The organism is Micromonospora sp. IBHARD004 (assembly GCF_052814115.1).
The window spans coordinates 6,041,891-6,063,633 of sequence record NZ_CP199934.1 but is presented as its reverse complement, the minus strand read 5'-3'; the positions used below and the strand labels follow the sequence as shown (position 1 = coordinate 6,063,633).

The 21,743-nt window shown below is 69.4% G+C and carries 35 protein-coding genes; 34 read left to right on the top strand and 1 reads right to left on the bottom strand.

Going from position 1 to position 21,743, the window contains the following annotated elements; all coding sequences use genetic code 11:
* The first annotated feature begins 211 nt into the window (after positions 1-211).
* From tuf to truA, 34 genes are all read left to right on the top strand, one after another.
* The gene (gene tuf, locus ACTWO6_RS29495) at positions 212-1,405 is read left to right on the top strand and encodes an elongation factor Tu (protein WP_446216954.1); all 1,194 of its coding nucleotides are present in this window, start codon (positions 212-214) and stop codon (positions 1,403-1,405) included.
* A gap of 354 nt (positions 1,406-1,759) precedes the next feature.
* Complete coding sequence (gene rpsJ, locus ACTWO6_RS29490; protein WP_007073037.1) at positions 1,760-2,068, top strand: 30S ribosomal protein S10; 309 nt, start codon at positions 1,760-1,762, stop codon at positions 2,066-2,068.
* An 11-nt stretch (positions 2,069-2,079) separates the two neighbouring features.
* Positions 2,080-2,745, top strand: coding sequence for a 50S ribosomal protein L3 (rplC, locus tag ACTWO6_RS29485; protein ID WP_109801297.1), 666 nt, complete (start codon positions 2,080-2,082; stop codon positions 2,743-2,745).
* Positions 2,742-3,392, top strand: coding sequence for a 50S ribosomal protein L4 (rplD, locus tag ACTWO6_RS29480; protein ID WP_446216953.1), 651 nt, complete (start codon positions 2,742-2,744; stop codon positions 3,390-3,392). The genes rplC and rplD overlap by 4 nt, the downstream gene beginning before the upstream one ends.
* Positions 3,389-3,691, top strand: coding sequence for a 50S ribosomal protein L23 (gene rplW, locus ACTWO6_RS29475; RefSeq protein WP_091317975.1), 303 nt, complete (start codon positions 3,389-3,391; stop codon positions 3,689-3,691). Before rplD ends, rplW begins: the two co-directional genes overlap by 4 nt.
* 12 nt (positions 3,692-3,703) lie before the next feature.
* Positions 3,704-4,543: a 50S ribosomal protein L2 gene (gene rplB / locus ACTWO6_RS29470; protein WP_109801295.1), complete on the top strand. Its 840-nt coding sequence runs from the start codon at positions 3,704-3,706 to the stop codon at positions 4,541-4,543.
* A gap of 12 nt (positions 4,544-4,555) precedes the next feature.
* Positions 4,556-4,837 (top strand): 30S ribosomal protein S19, encoded by a 282-nt coding sequence (gene rpsS, locus ACTWO6_RS29465; protein WP_007073032.1) that lies wholly within the window; start codon positions 4,556-4,558, stop codon positions 4,835-4,837.
* Positions 4,838-4,877: 40 nt separating this feature from the next.
* Positions 4,878-5,336 carry a 50S ribosomal protein L22 gene (gene rplV, locus ACTWO6_RS29460; protein WP_406040703.1) on the top strand — a complete coding sequence of 153 codons (459 nt, stop codon included), beginning with the start codon at positions 4,878-4,880 and terminating at the stop codon, positions 5,334-5,336.
* A complete protein-coding gene (gene rpsC / locus ACTWO6_RS29455) occupies positions 5,336-6,220 on the top strand; it encodes a 30S ribosomal protein S3 (RefSeq protein WP_446216952.1) in 885 nt (294 codons plus the stop codon). Before rplV ends, rpsC begins: the two co-directional genes overlap by 1 nt.
* A 3-nt stretch (positions 6,221-6,223) precedes the next feature.
* Positions 6,224-6,649, top strand: coding sequence for a 50S ribosomal protein L16 (rplP, locus tag ACTWO6_RS29450; protein ID WP_073834927.1), 426 nt, complete (start codon positions 6,224-6,226; stop codon positions 6,647-6,649).
* Positions 6,649-6,885: a 50S ribosomal protein L29 gene (gene rpmC, locus ACTWO6_RS29445; protein WP_007465283.1), complete on the top strand. Its 237-nt coding sequence runs from the start codon at positions 6,649-6,651 to the stop codon at positions 6,883-6,885. The genes rplP and rpmC overlap by 1 nt, the downstream gene beginning before the upstream one ends.
* Positions 6,882-7,157, top strand: a complete 276-nt coding sequence (gene rpsQ / locus ACTWO6_RS29440; protein WP_179801877.1) for a 30S ribosomal protein S17 — start codon at positions 6,882-6,884, stop codon at positions 7,155-7,157. The genes rpmC and rpsQ overlap by 4 nt, the downstream gene beginning before the upstream one ends.
* Positions 7,158-7,254: 97 nt before the next feature.
* Positions 7,255-7,623 carry a 50S ribosomal protein L14 gene (gene rplN, locus ACTWO6_RS29435; RefSeq protein ID WP_007465279.1) on the top strand — a complete coding sequence of 123 codons (369 nt, stop codon included), beginning with the start codon at positions 7,255-7,257 and terminating at the stop codon, positions 7,621-7,623.
* The gene (rplX, locus tag ACTWO6_RS29430) at positions 7,620-7,940 is read left to right on the top strand and encodes a 50S ribosomal protein L24 (protein ID WP_007465276.1); all 321 of its coding nucleotides are present in this window, start codon (positions 7,620-7,622) and stop codon (positions 7,938-7,940) included. The genes rplN and rplX overlap by 4 nt, the downstream gene beginning before the upstream one ends.
* Positions 7,940-8,509 carry a 50S ribosomal protein L5 gene (gene rplE, locus ACTWO6_RS29425; RefSeq protein WP_446211420.1) on the top strand — a complete coding sequence of 190 codons (570 nt, stop codon included), beginning with the start codon at positions 7,940-7,942 and terminating at the stop codon, positions 8,507-8,509. Before rplX ends, rplE begins: the two co-directional genes overlap by 1 nt.
* 1 nt (position 8,510) lies before the next feature.
* The gene (locus ACTWO6_RS29420; RefSeq protein ID WP_007465272.1) at positions 8,511-8,696 is read left to right on the top strand and encodes a type Z 30S ribosomal protein S14; all 186 of its coding nucleotides are present in this window, start codon (positions 8,511-8,513) and stop codon (positions 8,694-8,696) included.
* A gap of 96 nt (positions 8,697-8,792) precedes the next feature.
* A complete protein-coding gene (rpsH, locus tag ACTWO6_RS29415; protein WP_007073022.1) occupies positions 8,793-9,200 on the top strand; it encodes a 30S ribosomal protein S8 in 408 nt (135 codons plus the stop codon).
* Between the two features lie 16 nt (positions 9,201-9,216).
* Complete coding sequence (gene rplF / locus ACTWO6_RS29410; protein ID WP_446216951.1) at positions 9,217-9,759, top strand: 50S ribosomal protein L6; 543 nt, start codon at positions 9,217-9,219, stop codon at positions 9,757-9,759.
* The gene (gene rplR / locus ACTWO6_RS29405) at positions 9,756-10,145 is read left to right on the top strand and encodes a 50S ribosomal protein L18 (protein WP_406040713.1); all 390 of its coding nucleotides are present in this window, start codon (positions 9,756-9,758) and stop codon (positions 10,143-10,145) included. Before rplF ends, rplR begins: the two co-directional genes overlap by 4 nt.
* Before the next feature lie 33 nt (positions 10,146-10,178).
* Entirely contained in the window at positions 10,179-10,793 is a 615-nt protein-coding gene (gene rpsE / locus ACTWO6_RS29400; RefSeq protein WP_109801290.1) for a 30S ribosomal protein S5, read from the top strand.
* The gene (gene rpmD, locus ACTWO6_RS29395) at positions 10,793-10,975 is read left to right on the top strand and encodes a 50S ribosomal protein L30 (protein WP_012015110.1); all 183 of its coding nucleotides are present in this window, start codon (positions 10,793-10,795) and stop codon (positions 10,973-10,975) included. The genes rpsE and rpmD overlap by 1 nt, the downstream gene beginning before the upstream one ends.
* On the top strand, positions 10,975-11,418 hold the full coding sequence (gene rplO, locus ACTWO6_RS29390; protein ID WP_089012509.1) for a 50S ribosomal protein L15: 444 nt from the start codon (positions 10,975-10,977) through the stop codon (positions 11,416-11,418). Before rpmD ends, rplO begins: the two co-directional genes overlap by 1 nt.
* Positions 11,419-11,653: 235 nt before the next feature.
* A complete protein-coding gene (gene secY, locus ACTWO6_RS29385) occupies positions 11,654-12,982 on the top strand; it encodes a preprotein translocase subunit SecY (RefSeq protein WP_446216950.1) in 1,329 nt (442 codons plus the stop codon).
* The gene (locus tag ACTWO6_RS29380; protein WP_089012511.1) at positions 12,983-13,636 is read left to right on the top strand and encodes an adenylate kinase; all 654 of its coding nucleotides are present in this window, start codon (positions 12,983-12,985) and stop codon (positions 13,634-13,636) included.
* A gap of 91 nt (positions 13,637-13,727) precedes the next feature.
* On the top strand, positions 13,728-14,579 hold the full coding sequence (map, locus tag ACTWO6_RS29375) for a type I methionyl aminopeptidase (protein WP_446216949.1): 852 nt from the start codon (positions 13,728-13,730) through the stop codon (positions 14,577-14,579).
* Positions 14,580-14,716: 137 nt separating this feature from the next.
* The gene (locus tag ACTWO6_RS29370) at positions 14,717-15,271 is read left to right on the top strand and encodes a DUF1707 SHOCT-like domain-containing protein (protein ID WP_446216948.1); all 555 of its coding nucleotides are present in this window, start codon (positions 14,717-14,719) and stop codon (positions 15,269-15,271) included.
* A 260-nt stretch (positions 15,272-15,531) separates the two neighbouring features.
* Positions 15,532-15,753, top strand: a complete 222-nt coding sequence (infA, locus tag ACTWO6_RS29365; protein WP_007073013.1) for a translation initiation factor IF-1 — start codon at positions 15,532-15,534, stop codon at positions 15,751-15,753.
* A 93-nt stretch (positions 15,754-15,846) separates the two neighbouring features.
* Positions 15,847-15,963: a 50S ribosomal protein L36 gene (rpmJ, locus tag ACTWO6_RS29360; RefSeq protein WP_109801286.1), complete on the top strand. Its 117-nt coding sequence runs from the start codon at positions 15,847-15,849 to the stop codon at positions 15,961-15,963.
* Positions 15,964-16,224: 261 nt separating this feature from the next.
* Positions 16,225-16,605, top strand: a complete 381-nt coding sequence (gene rpsM / locus ACTWO6_RS29355; protein ID WP_130340099.1) for a 30S ribosomal protein S13 — start codon at positions 16,225-16,227, stop codon at positions 16,603-16,605.
* An 18-nt stretch (positions 16,606-16,623) separates the two neighbouring features.
* Positions 16,624-17,031, top strand: a complete 408-nt coding sequence (rpsK, locus tag ACTWO6_RS29350) for a 30S ribosomal protein S11 (RefSeq protein ID WP_007073011.1) — start codon at positions 16,624-16,626, stop codon at positions 17,029-17,031.
* A 13-nt stretch (positions 17,032-17,044) separates the two neighbouring features.
* Positions 17,045-17,671, top strand: coding sequence for a 30S ribosomal protein S4 (gene rpsD / locus ACTWO6_RS29345; RefSeq protein ID WP_446216947.1), 627 nt, complete (start codon positions 17,045-17,047; stop codon positions 17,669-17,671).
* 96 nt (positions 17,672-17,767) lie between these two features.
* Positions 17,768-18,790, top strand: a complete 1,023-nt coding sequence (locus tag ACTWO6_RS29340; RefSeq protein ID WP_007073009.1) for a DNA-directed RNA polymerase subunit alpha — start codon at positions 17,768-17,770, stop codon at positions 18,788-18,790.
* Between the two features lie 34 nt (positions 18,791-18,824).
* Complete coding sequence (rplQ, locus tag ACTWO6_RS29335; RefSeq protein ID WP_446216946.1) at positions 18,825-19,382, top strand: 50S ribosomal protein L17; 558 nt, start codon at positions 18,825-18,827, stop codon at positions 19,380-19,382.
* Positions 19,383-19,456: 74 nt separating this feature from the next.
* Positions 19,457-20,290: a tRNA pseudouridine(38-40) synthase TruA gene (gene truA, locus ACTWO6_RS29330; RefSeq protein ID WP_446220814.1), complete on the top strand. Its 834-nt coding sequence runs from the start codon at positions 19,457-19,459 to the stop codon at positions 20,288-20,290.
* A 157-nt stretch (positions 20,291-20,447) separates the two neighbouring features.
* Here truA and ACTWO6_RS29325 read toward each other — a convergent pair whose 3' ends face one another.
* The gene (locus ACTWO6_RS29325) at positions 20,448-21,668 is read right to left on the bottom strand and encodes a hypothetical protein (RefSeq protein ID WP_446216945.1); all 1,221 of its coding nucleotides are present in this window, start codon (positions 21,666-21,668) and stop codon (positions 20,448-20,450) included.
* Positions 21,669-21,743 lie beyond the last annotated feature (75 nt).

Here is a 21,743-nt window from a genome sequence, read left to right as displayed (position 1 = left end):
GTTGATCCGATGGTCCGAGGCTGGTCGCGGGAGGGTGCTCCCCGCCGGCGGCCACCTCGGTCGGGTTGTGTGAGACCGGGCCTGTAGGCTTCACCGCCGCAGAACCCACCAAAGCCCCCCGGCCGCCAGGCCGGAAAGGCTGTCGACAGAGTCCTAAGCGCCGACCGGCGCGCCGGGGCGAACGAACCAAGAAGTCCACAGGAGGACACCAGTGGCGAAGGCGAAGTTCGAGCGGACTAAGCCGCACGTCAACATCGGCACCATTGGTCACATCGACCACGGTAAGACGACGCTGACGGCGGCCATCACCAAGGTCCTGCACGACCAGTTCCCGGACCTGAACCCGTACACGCCGTTCGACCAGATCGACAAGGCGCCGGAGGAGAAGGCCCGCGGCATCACGATCTCCATCGCGCACGTCGAGTACCAGACCGAGGCGCGGCACTACGCGCACGTCGACTGCCCCGGTCACGCCGACTACATCAAGAACATGATCACCGGTGCCGCCCAGATGGACGGCGCGATCCTGGTGGTGGCGGCGACCGACGGCCCGATGCCGCAGACCCGCGAGCACGTGCTGCTGGCCCGTCAGGTCGGTGTGCCGTACATCGTCGTGGCGCTCAACAAGAGCGACATGGTCGACGACGAGGAGCTCCTGGAGCTCGTCGAGCTCGAGGTCCGCGAGCTGCTCTCCTCGCAGGAGTACCCGGGTGACGACCTGCCGGTCGTCCGGGTCTCGGCGCTGAAGGCCCTCGAGGGTGACCCCGAGTGGACCGGCAAGCTCCTGGACCTGATGAACGCCGTCGACACCGCGATCCCGCAGCCGGAGCGCGAGACCGAGAAGCCGTTCCTCATGCCGATCGAGGACGTCTTCACGATCACCGGTCGTGGCACCGTCGTCACCGGTCGCGCCGAGCGCGGCATCCTCAAGCCGAACGAGGAGGTGGAGATCGTCGGCATCCGCGAGAAGTCGATGAAGACCACCTGCACCGGCATCGAGATGTTCCGCAAGCTGCTCGACGAGGCCCGTGCGGGCGAGAACGTCGGTCTGCTGCTGCGCGGCATCAAGCGCGAGGACGTCGAGCGCGGCATGGTCGTCATCAAGCCGGGTACCACGACCCCGCACACGGAGTTCGAGGCGACGGTCTACATCCTCTCCAAGGAGGAGGGTGGCCGCCACACCCCGTTCTTCCAGAACTACCGTCCGCAGTTCTACTTCCGGACCACGGACGTCACCGGCGTCGTCACGCTGCCCGAGGGCACCGAGATGGTCATGCCGGGCGACAACACCACGATGACCGTGAAGCTGATCCAGCCCATCGCGATGGAGGAAAACCTCAAGTTCGCGATCCGGGAGGGTGGCCGTACGGTCGGCGCGGGTCGCGTCACCAACATCATCAAGTGAGCTGGGTAACCCCGATTAGGTTCGCCGCCGGTCGTGCGGCATACTAGTCAGGTTGCGTAACGACGGTTAGTCACCTGCGTCCGGTGAATGCTGGACCTCCGGGAGACGAGCAGTCGCGCGTAGGGTGGTTGATCGCCCCTGGCGGTCAACCACCCTCGCACGGCGTCCAGGTCGCGGGTTCGCGATCGGCGCCATGACCCACCGCATGGTCAGAGAATCGCTCCGGAGTCCCGGGGCGGAGCCTGGTCCGAGGGCGCGACACGCCCGACCGCGGGGGTCGGCGGAAGTGGGCCTGTACCAGCCGGTACAGGTGCCCGCAACACAGCGGCATCGAGAGAAGGAACAGAAGCCACCATGGCGGGACAGAAGATCCGCATCCGGCTCAAGGCCTATGACCACGAGGTCGTCGACTCCTCGGCTCGGAAGATCGTCGAGACGGTGACGCGTACCGGGGCGCAGGTCGCTGGCCCGGTGCCGCTGCCCACGGAGATCAACCGTTTCTGCGTCATCCGCTCGCCGCACAAGTACAAGGACTCGCGCGAGCACTTCGAGATGCGCACGCACAAGCGTCTGATCGACATCATCGACCCGACCCCGAAGACGGTCGACTCGCTCATGCGCCTCGACCTGCCGGCTGGCGTCGACATCGAGATCAAGCTGTAGGGACCGGACAAATGGACAGGCAAGTCAAGGGGATCCTGGGCGCAAAGCTCGGCATGACCCAGGTCTGGGACAACAACCGCGTTGTCCCCGTGACCGTGGTTCAGGCCGGCCCGTGCGTCATCAGCCAGGTTCGTAGCGCCGAGAAGGACGGTTACTCCGCGGTCCAGCTGGCGTACGGCACGATCGACCCGCGCAAGGTCAAGAAGCCGATCAGCGGGCACTACGCGAAGGCGGACGTGGCGCCGCGCCGGCACATCGTCGAGCTGCGCACCGCGGACGCCGCGGACTACTCGCTGGGCCAGGAGGTCACGGTCGAGGAGTTCCCGGCCGGCGTCACCATCGACGTCACCGGCAAGACCAAGGGCAAGGGCTACGCCGGCCCGATGAAGCGGCACGGCTTCCACGGTCTGCGCGCCAGCCACGGTGTCGAGCGCAAGCACCGCTCGCCCGGCTCCATCGGCGCCTGCGCCACCCCGGGTCGCGTCTTCAAGGGCACCCGGATGGCGGGCCGGATGGGTGGCGTGCGCTACACCGTCCAGAACCTGACCGTCCAGGCGGTCGACACCGAGAACAACCTCCTGCTCGTCCGTGGCGCCATCCCCGGCCCCAAGGGCGCGCTGGTCCTGGTCCGTACCGCGGCCAAGACCAAGGTGAAGAAGGGCGGTGCGGCCAAGTGACCACCGTTGACGTCCGCAACGTCGAGGGCGCCAAGAGCGGCTCCGTCGAGCTGCCGGCCGACATCTTCGACGTCCAGGCCAACCTCGCGCTGATGCACCAGGTCGTGGTGGCTCAGCTCGCGGCGGCCCGCCAGGGCACGCACAAGGTCAAGACCCGTGGCGAGGTCTCCGGCGGCGGCAAGAAGCCGTACAAGCAGAAGGGCACCGGTCGTGCCCGCCAGGGCTCGATCCGCGCGCCGCAGTTCGCCGGCGGTGGCGTGGTCCACGGCCCGGTGCCGCGCGACTACAGCCAGCGGACCCCGAAGAAGATGAAGGCCGCCGCCCTGCGTGGCGCCCTCTCCGACCGGGCCCGCGCCGGGCAGGTGCACGTCGTCGAGGCGTTCGTCTCGGGCGAGAAGCCGTCGACCAAGGCCGCTCTGGCCACGCTGACCAAGCTGACCGAGGCCCGTCGGGTCCTGGTCGTGCTGAGCAGCACCGACGAGCTGAACTGGGTGTCGCTGCGCAACGAGCCGCGGGTGCACCTGATCGAGGCCGGCCAGCTCAACACGTACGACGTGCTGGTGGCCGACGACGTGGTCTTCACCAAGGACGCCCTGGACGAGTTCCTGGGTGTTCCCGCCGAGACCACCGAGGAGGGTGGCAAGTGAGCACGATCGCCGATCCGCGCGACATCATCGTCGCGCCGGTCGTCTCGGAGAAGAGCTACAGCGAGCTGAACCGGAACTGGTACACCTTCCTGGTGCACCCGGACGCCAACAAGACCGAGATCAAGATCGCTATCCAGCAGATCTTCAACGTCCGCGTCCTGACGGTCAACACGCTCAACCGCGAGGGCAAGCGCAAGCGCACCAAGACCGGCTTCGGTCAGCGCAAGTCGACCAAGCGGGCGATCGTGAAGCTGGCTGACGGTGACCGTATCGAGGCCTTCGGCGGCCCGGTCAGCTGAGGGGTGTAGACAATGGCTATCCGTAAGTACAAGCCGACGACGCCGGGCCGGCGTGGCTCGAGCGTCGCCGACTTCGCCGAGATCACCCGGTCGACGCCTGAGAAGTCGCTGCTGGCTCCGCTGCCGAAGAAGGGCGGACGCAACGCCCACGGCCGGATCACCACGCGGCACCACGGTGGCGGCCACAAGCGTCAGTACCGTCTGATCGACTTCAAGCGGGTCGACAAGGACGGCGTGCCGGCGAAGGTCGCCCACATCGAGTACGACCCGAACCGCACCGCGCGCATCGCGCTGCTGCACTACGCCGACGGCGAGAAGCGGTACATCATCGCGCCGAAGGACCTGAAGCAGGGCGACGCCGTCGAGTCCGGTCCGGGCGCCGACATCAAGCCGGGCAACAACCTGCCGCTGCGCAACATCCCGGTCGGTACCACCATCCACAACGTGGAGCTGCGTCCGGGCGGCGGCGCCAAGCTGGCCCGTTCGGCCGGCGTCGGCATCCAGCTGCTCGGCCGGGAGGGCGTGTACGCGACCCTCCGCATGCCGTCCGGTGAGATCCGGCGGGTCGACGTGCGCTGCCGCGCCAGCATCGGCGAGATCGGCAACGCCGACCAGTCGAACATCAACTGGGGCAAGGCCGGCCGGATGCGGTGGAAGGGGAAGCGCCCGACCGTCCGTGGTGTCGCGATGAACCCGGTCGACCACCCGCACGGTGGTGGTGAGGGTAAGACCTCCGGCGGTCGCCACCCGGTCAACCCGCAGGGTAAGCCCGAGGGCCGCACCCGTCGTAAGGGCCAGCCGAGTGACCGGCTGATCGTCCGCCGCCGCTACGCCACGCGTAAGCGCGGCTGAGGGAGATAAGACATGCCTCGCAGCCTGAAGAAGGGCCCGTTCGTCGACGACCACCTGCTCAAGAAGGTGGAGACGCAGAACGACAAGGGCTCGAAGAACGTCATCAAGACCTGGTCGCGGCGCTCGACGATCATCCCGGAGATGCTGGGTCACACGATCGCCGTGCACGACGGACGCAAGCACGTCCCGGTGTTCGTGACCGAGGCGATGGTCGGGCACAAGCTCGGCGAGTTCGCGCTGACCCGCACGTTCAAGGGTCACGAGAAGGACGACCGGAAGAGCCGTCGGCGCTGACGCCGCGGGCATACGGATAGAGGAACAAGGGGTTACAGCGATGCCAGGAAAGGGCGACGCTCCGGTGCTTCCGGGCGCGCGGGCGGTTGCGCGGCACGTGCGCATCTCGCCGATGAAGGCGCGCCGGGTGGTCAACCTCGTCCGCGGCCTGCCCGCGAAGGAGGCGCTCACGGTGCTGCAGTTCGCGCCGCAGGCTGCGAGCGAGCAGGTGTACAAGGTGCTCGCGAGCGCGATCGCCAACGCGGAGAACAACGAGCGGCTGGACCCCGACGCGCTGCTCGTCAGCGAGGCGTTCGTCGACGAGGGCCCGACCATGAAGCGGTTCCGGCCGCGTGCGCAGGGCCGGGCGTACCGGATCCGCAAGCGCACCTGCCACATCACCGTGGCGGTCGAGGCGGTCGCAGCGGCCGCGCCGAAGAAGTCCACGGCGAAGAAGGCCGCCCCGGCGAAGCAGGCCGAGGCCGCTGAGACGGAGAGCAAGACGGAGGGCGCCGAGTAATGGGTCAGAAGGTTCACCCCACTGGATTCCGGCTCGGCATCTCGACCGACTGGAAGTCCCGCTGGTTCGCGGACAAGCTCTACAAGGACTACATCGGCGAGGACGTCAAGATTCGCCGGATGATGTCCAAGGGCCTCGAGCGCGCCGGCATCTCCAAGGTCGACATCGAGCGCACCCGGGACCGGGTCCGCGTCGACATCCACACCGCCCGGCCGGGCATCGTCATCGGCCGTAAGGGTGCGGAGGCCGACCGGATCCGCGGCGAGCTCGAGAAGCTCACCGGCAAGCAGGTGCAGCTGAACATCATCGAGGTGAAGAACCCCGAGTCGGACGCGCAGCTGGTTGCCCAGGGCGTTGCCGAGCAGCTGTCCAGCCGGGTCAGCTTCCGTCGGGCGATGCGCAAGGCGATGCAGTCGGCCATGAAGAACCCGGTCTGCAAGGGCATCCGGGTGCAGGTCTCGGGTCGCCTCGGCGGCGCCGAGATGAGCCGGACCGAGTTCTACCGCGAGGGTCGGGTTCCGCTGCACACGCTGCGGGCCAACATCGAGTACGGCTTCTTCGAGGCCCGTACCACCTTCGGCCGGATCGGCGTGAAGGTCTGGATCTACAAGGGCGACGCCGTCCCGGGCCGGGAGGCTCCGGCCGAGGCCGGTCCGTCCCGCCCGCGCCGTGACCGCGGTGACCGCCCCGAGCGGCCGCGCCGTGGCCGGTCGGGTTCGTCCGGCACGACCGCCGGTGGCACCGAGGCCGGCCGGGCTGCCGCGACCACCATCGCGCAGCAGGCCGAGACGCCGAGCGGCGAGCCGGTTGACGCCGGCGCTGTCGCCGCGACCGCGTCCGCTCCGGCCGCCACTCAGCCGGCAGAAACGCAGCAGGAGGGCTGACAGATGCTGATGCCGCGCAAGCCCCCGAAGGGCTTCCGCAAGCCGCACCACCCGGACCGCCACGGCGCGTCCAAGGGTGGTAACCGGGTGGTGTTCGGCGAGTTCGGGATCCAGGCTCTCGAGCCGGCGTACGTGACCAACCGGCAGATCGAGTCGGCGCGTATCGCGATGACCCGTCACATCAAGCGTGGCGGCAAGGTCTGGATCACGATCTTCCCGGACCAGGCGCTGACCAAGAAGCCGGCCGAAACCCGGATGGGTTCCGGTAAGGGTTCGCCCGAGTGGTGGGTCGCCAACGTCAAGCCGGGGCGGGTTCTCTTCGAGATGTCCTTCCCCAACGAGCAGATCGCGCGAGAGGCGATGCGTCGCGCGATCCACAAGCTCCCGATGAAGTGCCGGATTGTTACGCGCGAAGTGGGTGAATCCTGATGGCAGCGGGCGTTAAGGCCACCGAGCTGCGTGAGCTCTCCGAGGAGGAGCTGGTCACGAAGCTTCGGGAGGCCAAGGCGGAGCTGTTCAACCTCCGCGTGCAGGCCGCAACCGGGCAGCTGGACAACAACCGGCGGCTGCAGGTCATCCGTCGGGAGATCGCCCGGATCTACACGATCATGCGTGAGCGCGAGCTGGGTCTCTCGGCCGCGCCGACTGAGGTGACTGCATCATGAGCGAGAACACCACCGCCGCCGCGCGGGCCCGCCGTAAGGTGCGTGAGGGCCTCGTGGTCAGCGACAAGATGGAAAAGACCGTCGTGGTCGAGGTCGAGGACCGGGTCAAGCACGCGCTGTACGGCAAGATCATGCGCCGGACCCGCAAGCTGAAGGTGCACGACGAGCAGAACTCCGCCGGGATCGGCGACCGGGTCCTGATCATGGAGACCCGGCCGCTCTCCGCCACCAAGCGTTGGCGGCTCGTGGAGATCCTCGAGAAGGCCAAGTAGCGAAGGCTCGAGCTCGGCCGGCAAGGTCGGGCGCAGGTTCCGCCAGGCTCCGGCCGCCTTCGGGCGGCCGGAGAACCGGCAGACATAGGAGATAGACGTGATTCAGCAGGAGTCGCGACTGCGTGTCGCCGACAACACGGGTGCCCGGGAGATCCTGTGCATCCGGGTTCTCGGTGGCTCCGGTCGGCGCTACGCGAGCATCGGCGACGTCATCGTGGCCACGGTCAAGGACGCGATCCCCGGTGCCGGTGTGAAGAAGGGCGACGTCGTCAAGGCCGTCGTCGTTCGCACCGCCAAGGAGAGGCGGCGGCCGGACGGCTCGTACATCCGCTTCGACGAGAACGCCGCCGTCATCATCAAGGACGGCGGGGACCCGCGCGGTACCCGCATCTTCGGCCCGGTGGGTCGGGAGCTGCGGGACAAGCGGTTCATGAAGATCATCTCTCTCGCGCCGGAGGTGTTGTGACCGTGAAGGTCAAGAAGGGCGACACGGTCGTCGTCATCGCCGGCAAGGACAAGGGTGCCAAGGGCAAGGTCATCGCGGCCTACCCGCGGCAGGACAAGGTCCTGGTCGAGGGCGTGAACCGGGTCAAGAAGCACACTCGCATCAGCACCACCCAGCGTGGCGCCAAGACCGGTGGCATCGTCACCCAGGAGGCCCCGATCCACGTCTCGAACGTGCAGGTCCTGGACTCCGACGGGAAGCCGACCCGCGTCGGTTACCGGATCGACGACAACGGCCAGAAGGTCCGCATCGCGCGTAGCACCGGTAAGGACCTGTGATGACCACGGCTACCGAAACCAAGACCATGCCGCGCCTCAAGGAGCGGTACCGCAACGAGATCGTGGCCGAGCTGCAGAAGCAGCACGCCTACGGCAACCCCATGCAGGTGCCGCGGCTGGTCAAGATCGTCGTCAACATGGGTGTCGGCGAGGCCGCTCGGGACGCCAAGCTGATCGACGGCGCGGTCCGCGACCTGGCCACGATCACCGGCCAGAAGCCGCAGGTGCGGCGGGCGACCAAGTCCATCGCGCAGTTCAAGCTGCGTGAGGGCATGCCGATCGGCGCGAAGGTGACCCTGCGCGGTGACCGGATGTGGGAGTTCCTGGACCGGCTGCTCTCCATCGCGCTGCCGCGTATCCGCGACTTCCGCGGCCTGGACGGGCGCAAGCTCGACGGGCACGGCAACTACACGTTCGGTCTGACCGAGCAGTCGGTGTTCCACGAGATCGATCAGGACAAGATCGATCGCCAGCGGGGCATGGACATCACGGTGGTCACGACCGCCACGACCGACGACGAGGGCCGGGCGCTGCTCAAGCTCCTGGGCTTCCCGTTCAAGGAGAACTGAGATGGCCAAGAAGGCGCTGATCATCAAGGCGGCCGCGAAGCCGAAGTTCTCGGTTCGCGCGTACACCCGCTGCCAGCGGTGCGGGCGTCCGAAGGCGGTCTACCGCAAGTTCGGTCTCTGCCGGGTGTGCATCCGGGAGATGGCCCACCGCGGTGAGCTGCCCGGCGTGTCCAAGGCTTCCTGGTAATAGCCCGGCGCGCTCCGGCGCGTCAGCTGAACTGTCTCTTCGCCGTAGGCCCCGGGCAGTGCCCGGGGAACCCCGGCGAGAAAGGTTGACGAATTCATGACGATGACCGACCCGATCGCAGACATGCTCACGCGTCTGCGTAACGCCAACCAGGCGTACCACGACCGGGTGACGATGCCCTACTCGAAGATCAAGGCGAACATCGCCGAGGTCCTCAAGACCGAGGGTTACATCGCCACCTGGTCGGTCGAGGAGCCCGAGGAGGGCGCCGTCGGCAAGCGACTGGTCGTCGAGCTGAAGTACGGCCAGAACCGGGAGCGGAGCCTGGCCGGCATCAAGCGCGTGTCCAAGCCCGGTCTGCGGGTTTACGCCAAGTCGGACGGGCTCCCGCGGGTGCTCGGCGGGCTGGGCGTGGCGATCATTTCGACGTCCCAGGGGCTGCTCACCGACCGGCAGGCCCGCAAGCGGAGCGTTGGCGGGGAAGTCCTCGCCTTCGTCTGGTAACGGGAGACAGGTAGAAATGTCGCGTATTGGACGTAAGTCGATCCCGGTGCCAGCCGGCGTCGAGATCACGATCGACGGGCAGACCGTGAAGGTCAAGGGCCCGAAGGGCGAGCTGAGCCACGTCCTCGCCGAGCCGATCAAGGCGGAGCGGGGCGAGGACGGCGCGCTGCACGTCAACCGGCCCAACGACGAGCGCAAGGCCAAGGAACTGCACGGCCTGAGCCGGACGCTGGTCGCCAACATGATCGTCGGAGTGACCGAGGGCTACCGCAAGAGCCTCGAGATCGCCGGCACCGGTTACCGCGTCACCGCCAAGGGCAAGGACCTGGAGTTCGCGCTCGGGTTCTCGCACCCGGTGCTGGTGCCCGCCCCGGACGGCATCACCTTCACGGTGGAGAGGCCGACCCTGTTCCACGTGGCCGGCATCGACAAGCAGCAGGTCGGCGAGGTCGCCGCCAACATCCGGAAGATCCGCCCGCCGGAGCCCTACAAGGGCAAGGGCGTGAAGTACCAGGGCGAGGTCGTCCGCCGCAAGGCTGGAAAGGCAGGTAAGAAGTGAGCGCCACGCTGCTCAAGCGCCGCCGCGGCGTCGCCGCCAAGCGCGCCGTCGGGCGTGCGCGCCGGCACTTCCGGGTCCGCAAGAACGTCAGCGGCACCACCGAGCGTCCCCGCCTGGTCGTCACCCGCTCCCTGCGGCACATCGTCGCCCAGATCGTGGACGACACCAAGGGTCACACCCTGGCGTCGGCCTCGACCCTGGACGCCTCGCTGCGCGGCGCCGAGGGCGACAAGAGCGCCCTGGCCGGCAAGGTCGGCGCCCTGCTCGCCGAGCGGGCCAAGGCCGCCGGCGTCTCGAAGGTCGTCTTCGACCGCGGTGGCAACCGGTACGCGGGGCGGGTCGCCGCGCTTGCCGACGCCGCCCGCGAAGCCGGGCTCGAGTTCTAGAAACCCCGTCACGAGAGAGAAGGAAGGCTGCTGATGCCAGGTCAACAGCGCCGTGGCGGCGGGTCCGGTGGCAACGAGGGTGGTCGCCGCGACAACCGCCGTGAGGGCGGCCGCGGAAACGCGCCCGTCGAGAAGACCCCGCACCTCGAGCGGGTCGTCGCGATCAACCGCGTCGCCAAGGTCGTGAAGGGTGGTCGTCGCTTCAGCTTCACCGCCCTGGTGATCGTGGGCGACGGCGACGGCACCGTCGGTGTGGGCTACGGAAAGGCCAAGGAGGTGCCCGCGGCGATCGCCAAGGGTGTCGAGGAGGCCAAGAAGCACTTCTTCAAGGTGCCGCGGATCGGCCAGTCGATCCCGCACCCGGTGCAGGGCGAGGCCGCGGCCGGTGTGGTGCTGCTCAAGCCGGCCTCGGCCGGTACGGGCGTCATCGCCGGTGGTCCGGTGCGTGCCGTGCTGGAGTGCGCGGGCATCCACGACGTGCTCTCCAAGAGCCTCGGCTCGTCCAACCCGATCAACATCGTGCACGCCACGGTGGCGGCCCTGAAGGGGCTCGAGTCCCCGGAGCAGGTCGCGGCCCGTCGTGGTCTGCCGGTCGAGGACGTTGCGCCGGCCGCCATGCTGGCGTCGCGGGCGGGGGTGGCTTCCTGATGGCTCGCCTGAAGGTCACCCAGGTCCGGTCCGAGATCGGGACCAAGCAGAACCAGCGTGATTCGCTGCGTTCGCTCGGTCTCAAGCGGATCAACGACGTGGTGGTCAAGGAGGACCGTCCGGAGATCCGCGGCATGATCTTCACGGTCAACCACCTCGTGAAGGTCGAGGAGGTCGAGTAATGACGATCAAGGTCCACCACCTGCGCCCGGCGCCCGGTGCCAAGACCGCGAAGACCCGCGTGGGTCGCGGTGAGGGCTCCAAGGGCAAGACCGCCGGTCGCGGTACCAAGGGTTCGAAGGCCCGGAAGAACATCTCGGCGGCGTTCGAGGGTGGGCAGATGCCCATCCACATGCGCCTGCCGAAGCTGAAGGGCTTCAAGAACAAGTTCAAGGTCGTCTTCCAGGTGGTCAACCTGGACCGGCTCGCCGAGCTCTTCCCGAACGGCGGCCAGGTCGGCCCGGTCGAGCTGGTCGAGGCCGGCGCGGTCCGCAAGGGCCAGCCGGTCAAGGTCCTCGGCACCGGCGACCTCGGTGGGGTGGCCCTCCAGGTGTCGGCGCACGCGTTCAGCGCGTCGGCCAAGGAGAAGATCACCGCCGCCGGTGGCTCGGTCACCGAGCTGTAAGGCAGAGGTACCCGTGGCGCCCGCTCAGTTGTCCAAGACTGGGCGGGCGCCATGGTCTACCCGGCCCGTGTGCGCCGGGTAACATCGGATTCGGTTTATGTAGCCGGGCACATCTGCCCGGACCGGGAGCGGGCTGTTAGAGTCCCATCCCAGCTATGGATATCGGGCGCTCGCCCGGCACCCACCCCGCCCCGCCAGGGATCACCGGCGGCCCGCCTCGCGCAGGAGGAAGAAGTTGCTGTCCGCCTTTCTCAGTGCGTTCCGTACGCCTGACCTGCGCAAGAAGCTGCTGTTCACAGTAGGCATCATCGCGGTCTACCGGCTCGGCGCAACGCTGCCCAGCCCAGGTGTCTCGTACGGCAACGTGCAGAAGTGTCTCGACACCATCCAGGGCAGTGGCACCGGCGTGCTGAACCTGCTGGACCTGTTCTCCGGTGGCGCGCTGCTGCAGCTCTCGGTCTTCGCGCTGGGCATCATGCCGTACATCACCGCGTCGATCATCCTGCAGCTGCTGACGGTGGTCATCCCGCGGCTGGAGCAGCTCCGCAAGGAGGGCCAGGCCGGCCAGGCGAAGATCACCCAGTACACCCGCTACCTGACGCTGGGCCTGGGCATCCTCCAGTCCTCGGCGTTCGTGGCGCTGGCCCGCTCCGGGCAGCTGTTCCAGAACCGCTGCGACCAGTTCCCGATCGTCCCCAGGGGCACCGGGATCCCGGACTGGCTGACCCTGACCATCCTGGTCATGACGATGACCGCCGGCACCGGCATGGTGATGTGGCTCGGTGAGCTGATCACCGACCGGGGCGTCGGCAACGGCATGTCGGTCCTGATCTTCACCTCGATCGCCGCCCGGCTGCCCAGCGAGGGCTGGAAGATCAAGACCACCAAGGGCTGGGGGATGTTCGCCCTGGTGATCGTGCTGGTCCTGCTGGTCATCACCGCGGTCACCTTCATCGAGCAGGCGCAGCGCCGGATCCCGGTGCAGTACGCCAAGCGCATGATCGGCCGGCGGATGTACGGCGGCACCTCCACCTACATCCCGCTCAAGGTGAACCAGGCCGGTGTCATCCCGGTCATCTTCGCCTCGTCGCTGCTCTACCTGCCGACGCTCGCGCTCCAGTTCTTCGACCAGACCAACCCGGGCAAGACCCAGGCCTGGATCCAGAACCACATCGTGAAGGCGAGCGCGCCGGAGCACATCGCGATCTACTTCCTGCTGATCATCTTCTTCACGTACTTCTACGTGTCCATCACGTTCAACCCGACCGAGGTCGCGGACAACATGAAGAAGTACGGCGGCTTCGTGCCGGGCATCCGCCCCGGCAAGCCGACCGCCGAGTACCTCGACTTCATCCTCAGCCGGATCACCCTGCCGGGCGCGCTCTACCTGGGCATCATCGCGATCCTGCCGAACTTCTTCTTCATCTGGTTGGACAACCAGCAGTTCCAGAACTTCCCGTTCGGCGGCACCGCTGTGCTCATCATGGTCGGCGTCGGTCTGGAGACCGTGAAGCAGATCGAGAGCCAACTCATGCAGCGGAACTACGAAGGGTTCCTGCGGTAGATGCGACTCGTTCTGGTTGGCCCGCCGGGCGCGGGCAAGGGCACACAGGCGGAGTTCATCGCCGCCCACCTCTCGGTGCCGAAGATCTCGACCGGTGACATCTTCCGGGCCAACGTCTCCCAGGGCACGCCCCTGGGAGTCGAGGCCAAGCGGTACATGGACGCCGGCAAGCTGGTCCCGGACGAGGTCACCATCAACATGGTGCGGGACCGGCTCGCCGAGCCGGACGCCGCCGAGGGCTTCCTGCTCGACGGCTTCCCGCGGACCACGCCGCAGGCCGCCGCGCTGGACAAGCTCCTCGCCGACCTCGGCACCGCGCTGGACCTGGTGCTGGAGCTGGTCGTCGACGACGACGAGGTGATCCGGCGGCTCTCCGGCCGGCGGACCTGCCGGGGTTGCGGCAAGATCTGGCACGTCGAGTTCGACGCGACCACCCGCGAGGGCGTCTGCGACCGCTGCGGCGCCGAGCTGTTCCAGCGCGACGACGACAAGCCGGAGACGATCGCCGCCCGCCTCCGGGAGTACGCGGAGAAGACCGCGCCGCTGGTCGACTACTACGGTGCCCAGGGCAAGCTCGTCGGCATCGACGCGACCGGGCCGGTGGAGGACGTCACCGTCCGCGCCATCGACGCCCTGCGCTCGTACGGCGGCTGACGTCCCGCCGGTTCTCCGGCGGATAGAGTGCGAACAGCGGGGTACGTCCGACGTGCCCCGCTGATCCGCGCGACGAAAGGTAACGGCTCCGATGCGTCGTCCCCAGCTGGACATCCAGCTGAAGACCCCCGACCAGATCGAGAAGATGCGGGCCGCCGGTCTGGTGGTCGCCCGTGCGCTGCGTCTGATGCGGGAGGCGGTCGCGCCCGGGGTCAGCACCGCCGACCTCGACGCGATCGCCGAGTCGACCATCCGCGAGGCCGGCGCGATCCCGTCGTTCAAGGGCTACCACGGCTTCCCGGCGTCCATCTGCTCCTCCGTCAACGAGCAGGTCGTGCACGCGATCCCGTCGTCGCAGCAGGTGCTCCGCGAGGGGGACCTGATCTCGATCGACTGCGGCGCCGTGCTGAACGGCTGGCACGGCGACGCCGCCATCACCGTCGGGGTCGGCGAGGTCGACCCGGCCCTGCTGAAGATGGCCGCTGTCGCCGAGGACGCGATGTGGGCCGGGATCGCCGCGGCCGCCCGGGGTGCGGCGAGCGGCAAGGGGCGGCTCACCGACATCTCGCACGCGGTGGAGAACGCGGTCCGCAAGGGCGGCCGGTACGGCATCGTCGACGGGTACGGCGGGCACGGCATCGGCACCGAGATGCACCAGGACCCGCACGTGCTCAACCACGGACGGCCGGGCAAGGGCCCGCGCCTGGTCCCCGGGCTGGCGCTGGCGATCGAGCCGATGATCACCATGGGCTCGCCGCGCACGGTGGAGCTGGCCGACGGCTGGACCGTGGTGACCCGGGACCGGTCGATGGCGGCGCACGTCGAGCACTCGATGGCGCTGCTGGACGACGGCGTCTGGGTGCTGACCGCCGAGGACGGCGGCCGCGCCCGCCTCGGCGACCTGGTGACCGCCCGCCAGTCGGCCGACTCCCCGGCCCGCTGACGACCGACCCTCTTCAGGCCCGAGCTGCCGCCGGCGGCTGGGGCGACCGGCTCTCCCGACCGCTTCGTCCCCGGTGTCCGGATCCGGCCCCGCCGCACGCTGGAGGATGGTGGCGGAGCGGTGGCATGCTTGCCGGCATGGACGGGCGGGACGGCATGCGGGCGGCCGACGCGGACCGGCAGGAGACGGCGGAACGGCTCCGGGTCGCGCTCGAAGAGGGCCGGATCGACCTCTACGAGTACGACGAGCGGCTGCAACGAACCTACGGCGCGAAGACGTACGGGGAACTGGGCCAGGTCCTGGCCGACCTCCCGGGACCGGCGCCGCTGGAGCGCTCGGGGCTGGCTCCGCGCCAGCCCGGCCCGGCCGACGTCGCCGCGCCCGTGCCGCCAGCGGCCGCCCCGGCGCCCGCGTCCGGTCCGGTGCCGTCCGGCGCCCGGGGCGCCCGGTTGCTCGAGGTGTGGATGCCCTGGCTGCGCGCCGCGCTGATCCTGAACGCGATCTGGCTGGTCTCCGCCGTCGGCGCCGGGGAGCTGGTCTTCTACTGGCCGCTCTGGGTGCTCGGACCGTGGGGCGCGGTGCTGCTGATGCGGACCGCGGGCGGCCTGGCGGGTGGTGAGCCTCGCCACCGGGACGACCGGCGGGAGCGCCGCCGGGCGCGCCGACAGGCCCCGCGGGTGGGGGAGCGGTAGCGTCATCGCCCGTCCCGGCGCGGATGCGCCCGGGGTGTCCGTTTTCCCCGGGCGGGTGACCGGCGGGCCGGCCGGTTTGGCGACGGCCCGCAGGCGGGCGTACACTTTCAGATCGGCGCACAGCGTCCACTCCGGCATGCCCACCCTGCGCTTCGGTGGGACTCGGAGCCGCGGCTGGCTCGGGCCCGGCGATTCTCGTCGGAGCCCGTGTAAGACGTTGTGGGCCGTCCGGAGTAACCGACGTCAGGACAGCGGAGGACATGCCGAAAAAAGACGGAGCCATCGAGATCGAGGGTCGGGTCATCGAGCCCCTGCCGAACGCCATGTTCCGGGTGGAGCTCGCGAACGGTCACAAGGTGCTGGCTCACATCAGCGGCAAGATGCGGCAGCACTACATCCGCATCCTGCCGGAGGACCGGGTCGTCGTCGAACTCTCGCCGTACGACCTGACCCGCGGGCGCATCGTCTACCGCTACAAGTAAGCCTGACGGCGGCCGGGACGTCCCCGTGTCCGTCTTCGACGTCCGGCGTCGCGCGTCGTCGCGCCTCCGGGCCAGATGGGAAGTAAGGCAACCGTGAAGGTCAAGCCGAGCGTCAAGAGGATCTGCAACAACTGCCGGATCATCCGGCGGCACGGCCGGGTCATGGTCATCTGCTCTTCTGACCCGCGCCACAAGCAGCGCCAGGGCTGAACCACTCCCACCGGTCGTGACGGCCGGTCGGATCGGTCCGGACCGCAGATCCAGACAGCACATCACCAGCTCGTTCCAGCCACGAGCGGTACGCAGCGCGTACTGAATCGTGGTGGACCCCCGGTCGGAGGCCGGGGCCCGCTCGGGCAGCGGCCGATCCCGGTCGCCGGCGCTGACAGCGTCGGAAAGACGGGAGAAGTCGGTAGCGGGGTGGGACGGGTCCACACCTCCGCCACAACATCACGAGGAGTACGCCCGCACATGGCACGTCTAGTCGGCGTGGACCTCCCCCGCGAGAAGCGGATGGAGATCGCGCTCACCTACATCTTCGGGGTCGGTCGTACCCGCGCCCTGGAGACACTCGCCGCTACCGGCATCTCGCCGGACAAGCGCGCTCGGGACCTCACGGATGAGGAGCTGGTCCAGCTCCGCAACCACATCGAGGGCAACTACAAGGTTGAAGGCGACCTGCGCCGCGAGGTCGCCGCTGACATCCGCCGCAAGGTCGAGATCGGCTGCTACGCCGGCATCCGGCACCGCCGGGGCCTGCCCGTGCGTGGCCAGCGGACCAAGACCAACGCACGGACCCGGAAGGGCCCGAAGCGGACCGTCGCCGGCAAGAAGAAGCCCGGCAAGAAGTAACTAGGAGCGCACAGACTTATGCCACCGAAGGCTCGTGCCGGAGCCGCCGTCAAGAAGGTCCGGCGCAAGGAACGCAAGAACGTCGCCCACGGGCAGGCGCACATCAAGAGCACCTTCAACAACACCATCGTGTCCATCACGGACCCGACCGGTGCGGTCATCTCCTGGGCCTCCGCGGGCCAGGTGGGCTTCAAGGGCTCCCGCAAGTCGACCCCGTTCGCCGCGCAGCTGGCCGCCGAGGCCGCCGCCCGTCGGGCGATGGAGCACGGCATGCGCAAGGTCGACGTGTTCGTCAAGGGCCCCGGCTCCGGCCGGGAGACCGCTATCCGTTCGCTGCAGGCCGTCGGGCTGGAGGTCGGGCAGATCTCCGACGTCACCCCGCAGCCGCACAACGGATGCCGTCCGCCGAAGCGTCGCCGGGTCTGAGAGGTAGAGAGAGATGGCTCGTTACACCGGTGCTGACTGCCGCCGTTGCCGGCGGGAGAAGATGAAGCTGTTCCTCAAGGGCAGCAAGTGCGATGGCCCGAAGTGCCCGTTCGAGTCCCGGCCGTTCCCGCCCGGGCAGCACGGCCGCGGCCGCACCAAGGAGACGGAGTACCTGCTCCAGCTCCGTGAGAAGCAGAAGGCCCGCCGCGTCTACGGCGTGCTGGAGAAGCAGTTCCGCGGTTACTACGAGGAGGCCGTGGGCAAGCAGGCCAAGACCGGTGAGGTCCTCCTGCAGATCCTCGAGTCGCGGCTGGACAACGTCGTTTACCGGGCTGGCTACGCGCACTCGCGTGACATGGCCCGCCAGCTGGTCAAGCACGGCCACTTCACGGTGAACGGCAAGAAGGTCGACATCCCGTCGTACCGCGTCAAGGAGCACGACATCATCGAGGTCCGGGGGAAGAGCAAGGAGCTGACCCCGTTCATCGTTGCGCAGGCTCAGGCGGGTTCGCGGGGGGTGCCGGCCTGGCTCGAGGCAATCCCCAGCCAGATGAAGATCCTGGTGCACTCGCTCCCGGCCCGGCAGGTCATCGACACGCAGGTCCAGGAGCAGCTGATCGTGGAGCTCTACTCCAAGTAATGGCTCGTTGCGGTGGCCCGCCCCCCGGGGCGGGCCACCGGAACAGTTTGTGTCGTGGGCGTCAAATAGCGGGCGTCCCGGAAGAGAAGAGAAGAAATGCTCATCAGCCAGCGACCGTCTCTCTCCGAAGAGTCGATCAACGAGACCCGCTCCCGGTTCACCATCGAGCCGCTGGAGCCGGGCTTCGGCTACACCCTGGGCAACTCGCTGCGTCGTACGCTGCTGTCGTCCATCCCGGGCGCGGCCGTCACCTCGATCAAGATCGACGGTGTGCTGCACGAGTTCACCACGATCCCCGGTGTCAAGGAGGACGTGGTCGAGCTCGTCATGAACATCAAGGAGCTCTGCGTCAGCTCCGAGCACGACGAGCCGGTCAGCATGTACCTGCGCAAGCAGGGCCCGGGCGACGTGACCGCCGGTGACATCCAGCCCCCGGCCGGTGTCTCGGTGCACAACCCGGACCTGAAGCTCGCCACCCTGAACGGCAAGGGCCGGCTCGACATGGAGCTGACCGTCGAGCGGGGCCGGGGCTACGTCACGGCCGCGCAGAACAAGCAGGCGGGTGCCGAGATCGGCCGGATCCCGGTCGACTCGATCTACTCGCCGGTGCTCAAGGTGACGTACCGCGTCGAGGCGACCCGCGTCGAGCAGCGGACCGACTTCGACCGGCTGATCATCGACGTCGAGACCAAGCCGTCGATGGGCCCGCGTACCGCGCTGGCCTCGGCCGGCTCGACGCTGGTGGAGCTCTTCGGGCTGGCCCGGGAGCTGGACGAGACCGCCGAGGGCATCGACATCGGGCCGTCCCCGCAGGACGCCCAGCTGGCGGCGGACCTGGCCCTGCCGATCGAGGAGCTGGACCTCACCGTCCGCTCCTACAACTGCCTCAAGCGCGAGGGCATCAACTCCGTTGGTGAGCTCATCGGGCGTACCGAGGCCGACCTCCTCGACATCCGGAATTTCGGTCAGAAGTCGATCGACGAGGTCAAGATGAAGCTCGCCGGGATGGGTCTCGGGCTGAAGGACTCGGCTCCGAACTTCGACCCGGCGCACGTCGTGGACGCCTTCGGCGAGGCCGACTACGACACCGACGACTACCGCGAGACCGAGCAGCTCTAGTCCGCGCTGCCGCCACACCTGAGGAGCACCAAGCATGCCCACGCCCACCAAGGGCCCCCGCCTCGGCGGCAGCCCCGCGCACGAGCGGCTGATGCTGGCCAACCTGGCCACTGCGCTGTTCCAGCACGGCAAGATCAAGACCACCGAGACGAAGGCCCGGCGGCTGCGTCCGCTGGCCGAGCAGCTCATCACCAAGGCCAAGCGCGGTGACCTCGCCGCGCGGCGGCGGGTGCTGGGCGTCGTCAAGGACAAGGACGTGGTCTACGCCCTGTTCGACCAGATCGCGCCCCGGTACGCCACCCGCAACGGTGGCTACACCCGGATCGTGAAGACCGGTCCGCGCAAGGGTGACAACGCTCCGATGGCGATCATCGAGCTGGTCGAGGAGCTGCAGGTCGCCGAGCCGAAGGCGAACAAGAAGACCGCCGCTCGCAAGGCCGCCCAGCAGGACAAGGTCGAGGCGCTCGCCCCGGCCGAGGAGACCCCGGAGTCGACCCCGGGCGACCAGGACTCCGAGGCGCCGGTGTCGGCGTCCGGTGACACCGACGCCGCCCGCGAGGACAGCGACGAGGCCACCGAGAACAAGGCCTGAGCACAGGCAGCATCGTCGGGCCCGGCATCCCTTCCTGGGGTGCCGGGCCCGACGCCGTGAACGGGAGGTACGAGGTGGACGAGCGGACCCGGCTGCGGCTGGACGTCTCGTACGACGGCACCGACTTCTCCGGCTGGGCCGCCCAGCCCACCCGGCGTACGGTCGCCGGGGTGCTCGTCGAGACGCTGGACCTGGTGCTCGGCGCGGGCACGGCGACCGGGCTGACCGTGGCCGGCCGGACCGACGCCGGCGTGCACGCCACCGGGCAGGTCTGCCACCTGGACCTGCCGCCGGAGGTCTGGCGGGAGCACGACGGGCGGCTGCTGCGCCGGCTGGCCCGGCTGCTCCCCGGCGACGTGCGGGTCCGGGCGATGACCGAGGTCCCCGCCGACTTCGACGCCCGCTTCTCGGCGACCTTCCGCCGCTACGAGTACCGGGTGACCGACGCCCCCTGGGGCGCCGAGCCGCTGCGCCGGCGCGACACCCTGGCCTGGCCCAAGCCGCTGGACCTGGCCGCGTTGAACGCGGCCGCGGCCGGCCTCGTCGGGGAGCACGACTTCGCCGCGTACTGCCGGCGGAAGGAGAACGCCACCACGCTGCGCGAGGTGACCCGGCTGGACTGGCGGTGCGACCCGGACGGCATCCTGGTCGCCACCGTGCAGGCCGACGCGTTCTGCCAGGCGATGGTGCGCAGCCTGGTCGGCGCGATGCTGGTGGCCGGGGACGGCCGCCGGCCGGTCGAGTGGCCGGCGAGCCTGCTCACCCGCCGGGAACGCTCCAGTGAGGTCACCGTCGCGGCGGCGCACGGGCTGAGCCTGGTCGCGGTGGGCTATCCGGACGACCCGGCCGAGTACGCCCGCCGCGCCGACCTGACCCGCCGGCTCCGGGTGCCGGTCGTCGAGGGCTGACGCCGCCCGCCACGGCGGTGGTCGGGGGTGGACCCCGACCGCACGCCGCCGCGCCGCGGGGTGGCGGGGGGAGCGACTCTGGCCCAGGGCGGCGAAGGGCCCGCCGTCCCGGGCGCCGGAGCTCGCCGGCGGGGACGGCGGGCCGCCGTGTCGCTGGTCAGTTGCCGGACGGCTCCCCGTCCCGGGTGCCGCGGGTGCCCTCCTGGCCGGTGGTGCCGTCCCTCGGGGCGTCGCTGGGCTGGCCGGCCACGCCGGCGTTCGCCCGACGCTCGAGCACCCCACGGTTGAGGTGCACCTCGATCAGGTCGTACAGGATGTCGCGGACCTTGGCGTCGTTGGCGCTGATCCGCTCCCCGTTGGCCCGGGTCACCACGCAGTACGCGATGTAGTGGCCGCGTACCTGCCAGCCGACCCGGGCGGCGGCGGTCTCCACGGCCCCGGTGTCGCCCCCGGCGGACATGCCCCGGAGGCGGCCCTGCCGCTCATCGAGCATCTGCCGGATCCGGTCCCGGGCCCGCTGGGCGCTGGCCAGGTCGGTCAGGTTGAACAGCCCGGCGGTGAGCAGGTGGTCGCCGTCCGGGGAGCGGAGGGTGGCCCGGACCACCTGGTTGCAGCCGAGCCGGACCAGCAGGTCGGCGACCTCGCCGGTCGCCGCGACCGCGCAGCTGCCGCTGGAATGCGTTCTGAGCACCTGGTAGGCCGGCTGGCCGTCGGTGACCACCAGCGTCTTGCCGGGGAAGACCTCCCTGGCGGTCAACGCCAGCTGGTCGGTGTCCCGGGAGTTGAGGCCGGGCCCGTCGTCCGGCGCGCCCGACTGCTCCGCCACGGGCTGGTCGGTCGGCGCGGGGCCCTGCGGCGTGCTGGCCCGCTCCTGGAGCAGGGCGGCGGCGGCCAGCCCGCAGAAGGCGAGCAGCGCCAGGACGGTGGCGCCGCCGATCAGCACCCGCCAGGTCCGGCCGCCCCCGCGGTTGCGGTCGCCGCGACGGGACCGGGGCAGCTCCGGCGGCTCGCTCGGGTCGAAGACCTCGGTCGGCGGCGTCGCGGGCGGCGCGGCGGACGTTGTCGCCGGGGGGTGCGGCCCGGCGGTGGGCACGGGTGGCGGCACCGGGACGGTGGCCCGGGGGGTGGCCGGGTCGATCACCGGTTGCGCCGGGGCGACCGAATGTCGGGCCGGGGCGACCGGGGGTCCAGCCGGGCTCGGACCGGCGTCGGCCGCCGGCCGGGTCGTCCGGGCCGGTGGCGGCAGCGACGGGGCGGGGAAGCGGGACGGGGAGGGCCTGGCGGGCGGAGGCGCACCGACGCCGAGCACCGACAGGTCGGACCCGGGCTCCGGGTACTCCAGGAAGGCGTCCTCATCGGACTCGTACCGATACACCATGTGGCTCACAGTAGGACCGATTGTCCCTTTAGGGGGTAATATTGGGAAATTCCGGCGGAGGTGGCGTGTCTTGCT

Bases quoted from the DNA above. Each gene is read 5' to 3' on its own strand.
- infA (WP_007073013.1), top strand. From the start codon at position 15,532: ATGCCGAAAAAAGACGGAGCCATCGAGATCGAGGGTCGGGTCATCGAG.
- rplV (WP_406040703.1), top strand. From the start codon at position 4,878: ATGCCAGGAAAGGGCGACGCTCCGGTGCTTCCGGGCGCGCGGGCGGTT.
- rpsJ (WP_007073037.1), top strand. From the start codon at position 1,760: ATGGCGGGACAGAAGATCCGCATCCGGCTCAAGGCCTATGACCACGAG.
- ACTWO6_RS29325 (WP_446216945.1), bottom strand. From the start codon at position 21,668: ATGGTGTATCGGTACGAGTCCGATGAGGACGCCTTCCTGGAGTACCCG.
- rplF (WP_446216951.1), top strand. From the start codon at position 9,217: ATGTCGCGTATTGGACGTAAGTCGATCCCGGTGCCAGCCGGCGTCGAG.
- ACTWO6_RS29340 (WP_007073009.1), top strand. From the start codon at position 17,768: ATGCTCATCAGCCAGCGACCGTCTCTCTCCGAAGAGTCGATCAACGAG.
- rplE (WP_446211420.1), top strand. From the start codon at position 7,940: ATGACCACGGCTACCGAAACCAAGACCATGCCGCGCCTCAAGGAGCGG.
- rpsH (WP_007073022.1), top strand. From the start codon at position 8,793: ATGACGATGACCGACCCGATCGCAGACATGCTCACGCGTCTGCGTAAC.
- rpsC (WP_446216952.1), top strand. From the start codon at position 5,336: ATGGGTCAGAAGGTTCACCCCACTGGATTCCGGCTCGGCATCTCGACC.
- rplB (WP_109801295.1), top strand. From the start codon at position 3,704: ATGGCTATCCGTAAGTACAAGCCGACGACGCCGGGCCGGCGTGGCTCG.
- rpsQ (WP_179801877.1), top strand. From the start codon at position 6,882: ATGAGCGAGAACACCACCGCCGCCGCGCGGGCCCGCCGTAAGGTGCGT.
- rpsM (WP_130340099.1), top strand. From the start codon at position 16,225: ATGGCACGTCTAGTCGGCGTGGACCTCCCCCGCGAGAAGCGGATGGAG.
- ACTWO6_RS29370 (WP_446216948.1), top strand. From the start codon at position 14,717: ATGGACGGGCGGGACGGCATGCGGGCGGCCGACGCGGACCGGCAGGAG.
- rplO (WP_089012509.1), top strand. From the start codon at position 10,975: ATGACGATCAAGGTCCACCACCTGCGCCCGGCGCCCGGTGCCAAGACC.
- ACTWO6_RS29380 (WP_089012511.1), top strand. From the start codon at position 12,983: ATGCGACTCGTTCTGGTTGGCCCGCCGGGCGCGGGCAAGGGCACACAG.
- rpmD (WP_012015110.1), top strand. From the start codon at position 10,793: ATGGCTCGCCTGAAGGTCACCCAGGTCCGGTCCGAGATCGGGACCAAG.
- ACTWO6_RS29420 (WP_007465272.1), top strand. From the start codon at position 8,511: ATGGCCAAGAAGGCGCTGATCATCAAGGCGGCCGCGAAGCCGAAGTTC.
- map (WP_446216949.1), top strand. From the start codon at position 13,728: ATGCGTCGTCCCCAGCTGGACATCCAGCTGAAGACCCCCGACCAGATC.
- rpsS (WP_007073032.1), top strand. From the start codon at position 4,556: ATGCCTCGCAGCCTGAAGAAGGGCCCGTTCGTCGACGACCACCTGCTC.
- rplP (WP_073834927.1), top strand. From the start codon at position 6,224: ATGCTGATGCCGCGCAAGCCCCCGAAGGGCTTCCGCAAGCCGCACCAC.
- rpmC (WP_007465283.1), top strand. From the start codon at position 6,649: ATGGCAGCGGGCGTTAAGGCCACCGAGCTGCGTGAGCTCTCCGAGGAG.
- rpsD (WP_446216947.1), top strand. From the start codon at position 17,045: ATGGCTCGTTACACCGGTGCTGACTGCCGCCGTTGCCGGCGGGAGAAG.
- rplQ (WP_446216946.1), top strand. From the start codon at position 18,825: ATGCCCACGCCCACCAAGGGCCCCCGCCTCGGCGGCAGCCCCGCGCAC.
- rplC (WP_109801297.1), top strand. From the start codon at position 2,080: ATGGACAGGCAAGTCAAGGGGATCCTGGGCGCAAAGCTCGGCATGACC.
- rpsK (WP_007073011.1), top strand. From the start codon at position 16,624: ATGCCACCGAAGGCTCGTGCCGGAGCCGCCGTCAAGAAGGTCCGGCGC.
- rpsE (WP_109801290.1), top strand. From the start codon at position 10,179: ATGCCAGGTCAACAGCGCCGTGGCGGCGGGTCCGGTGGCAACGAGGGT.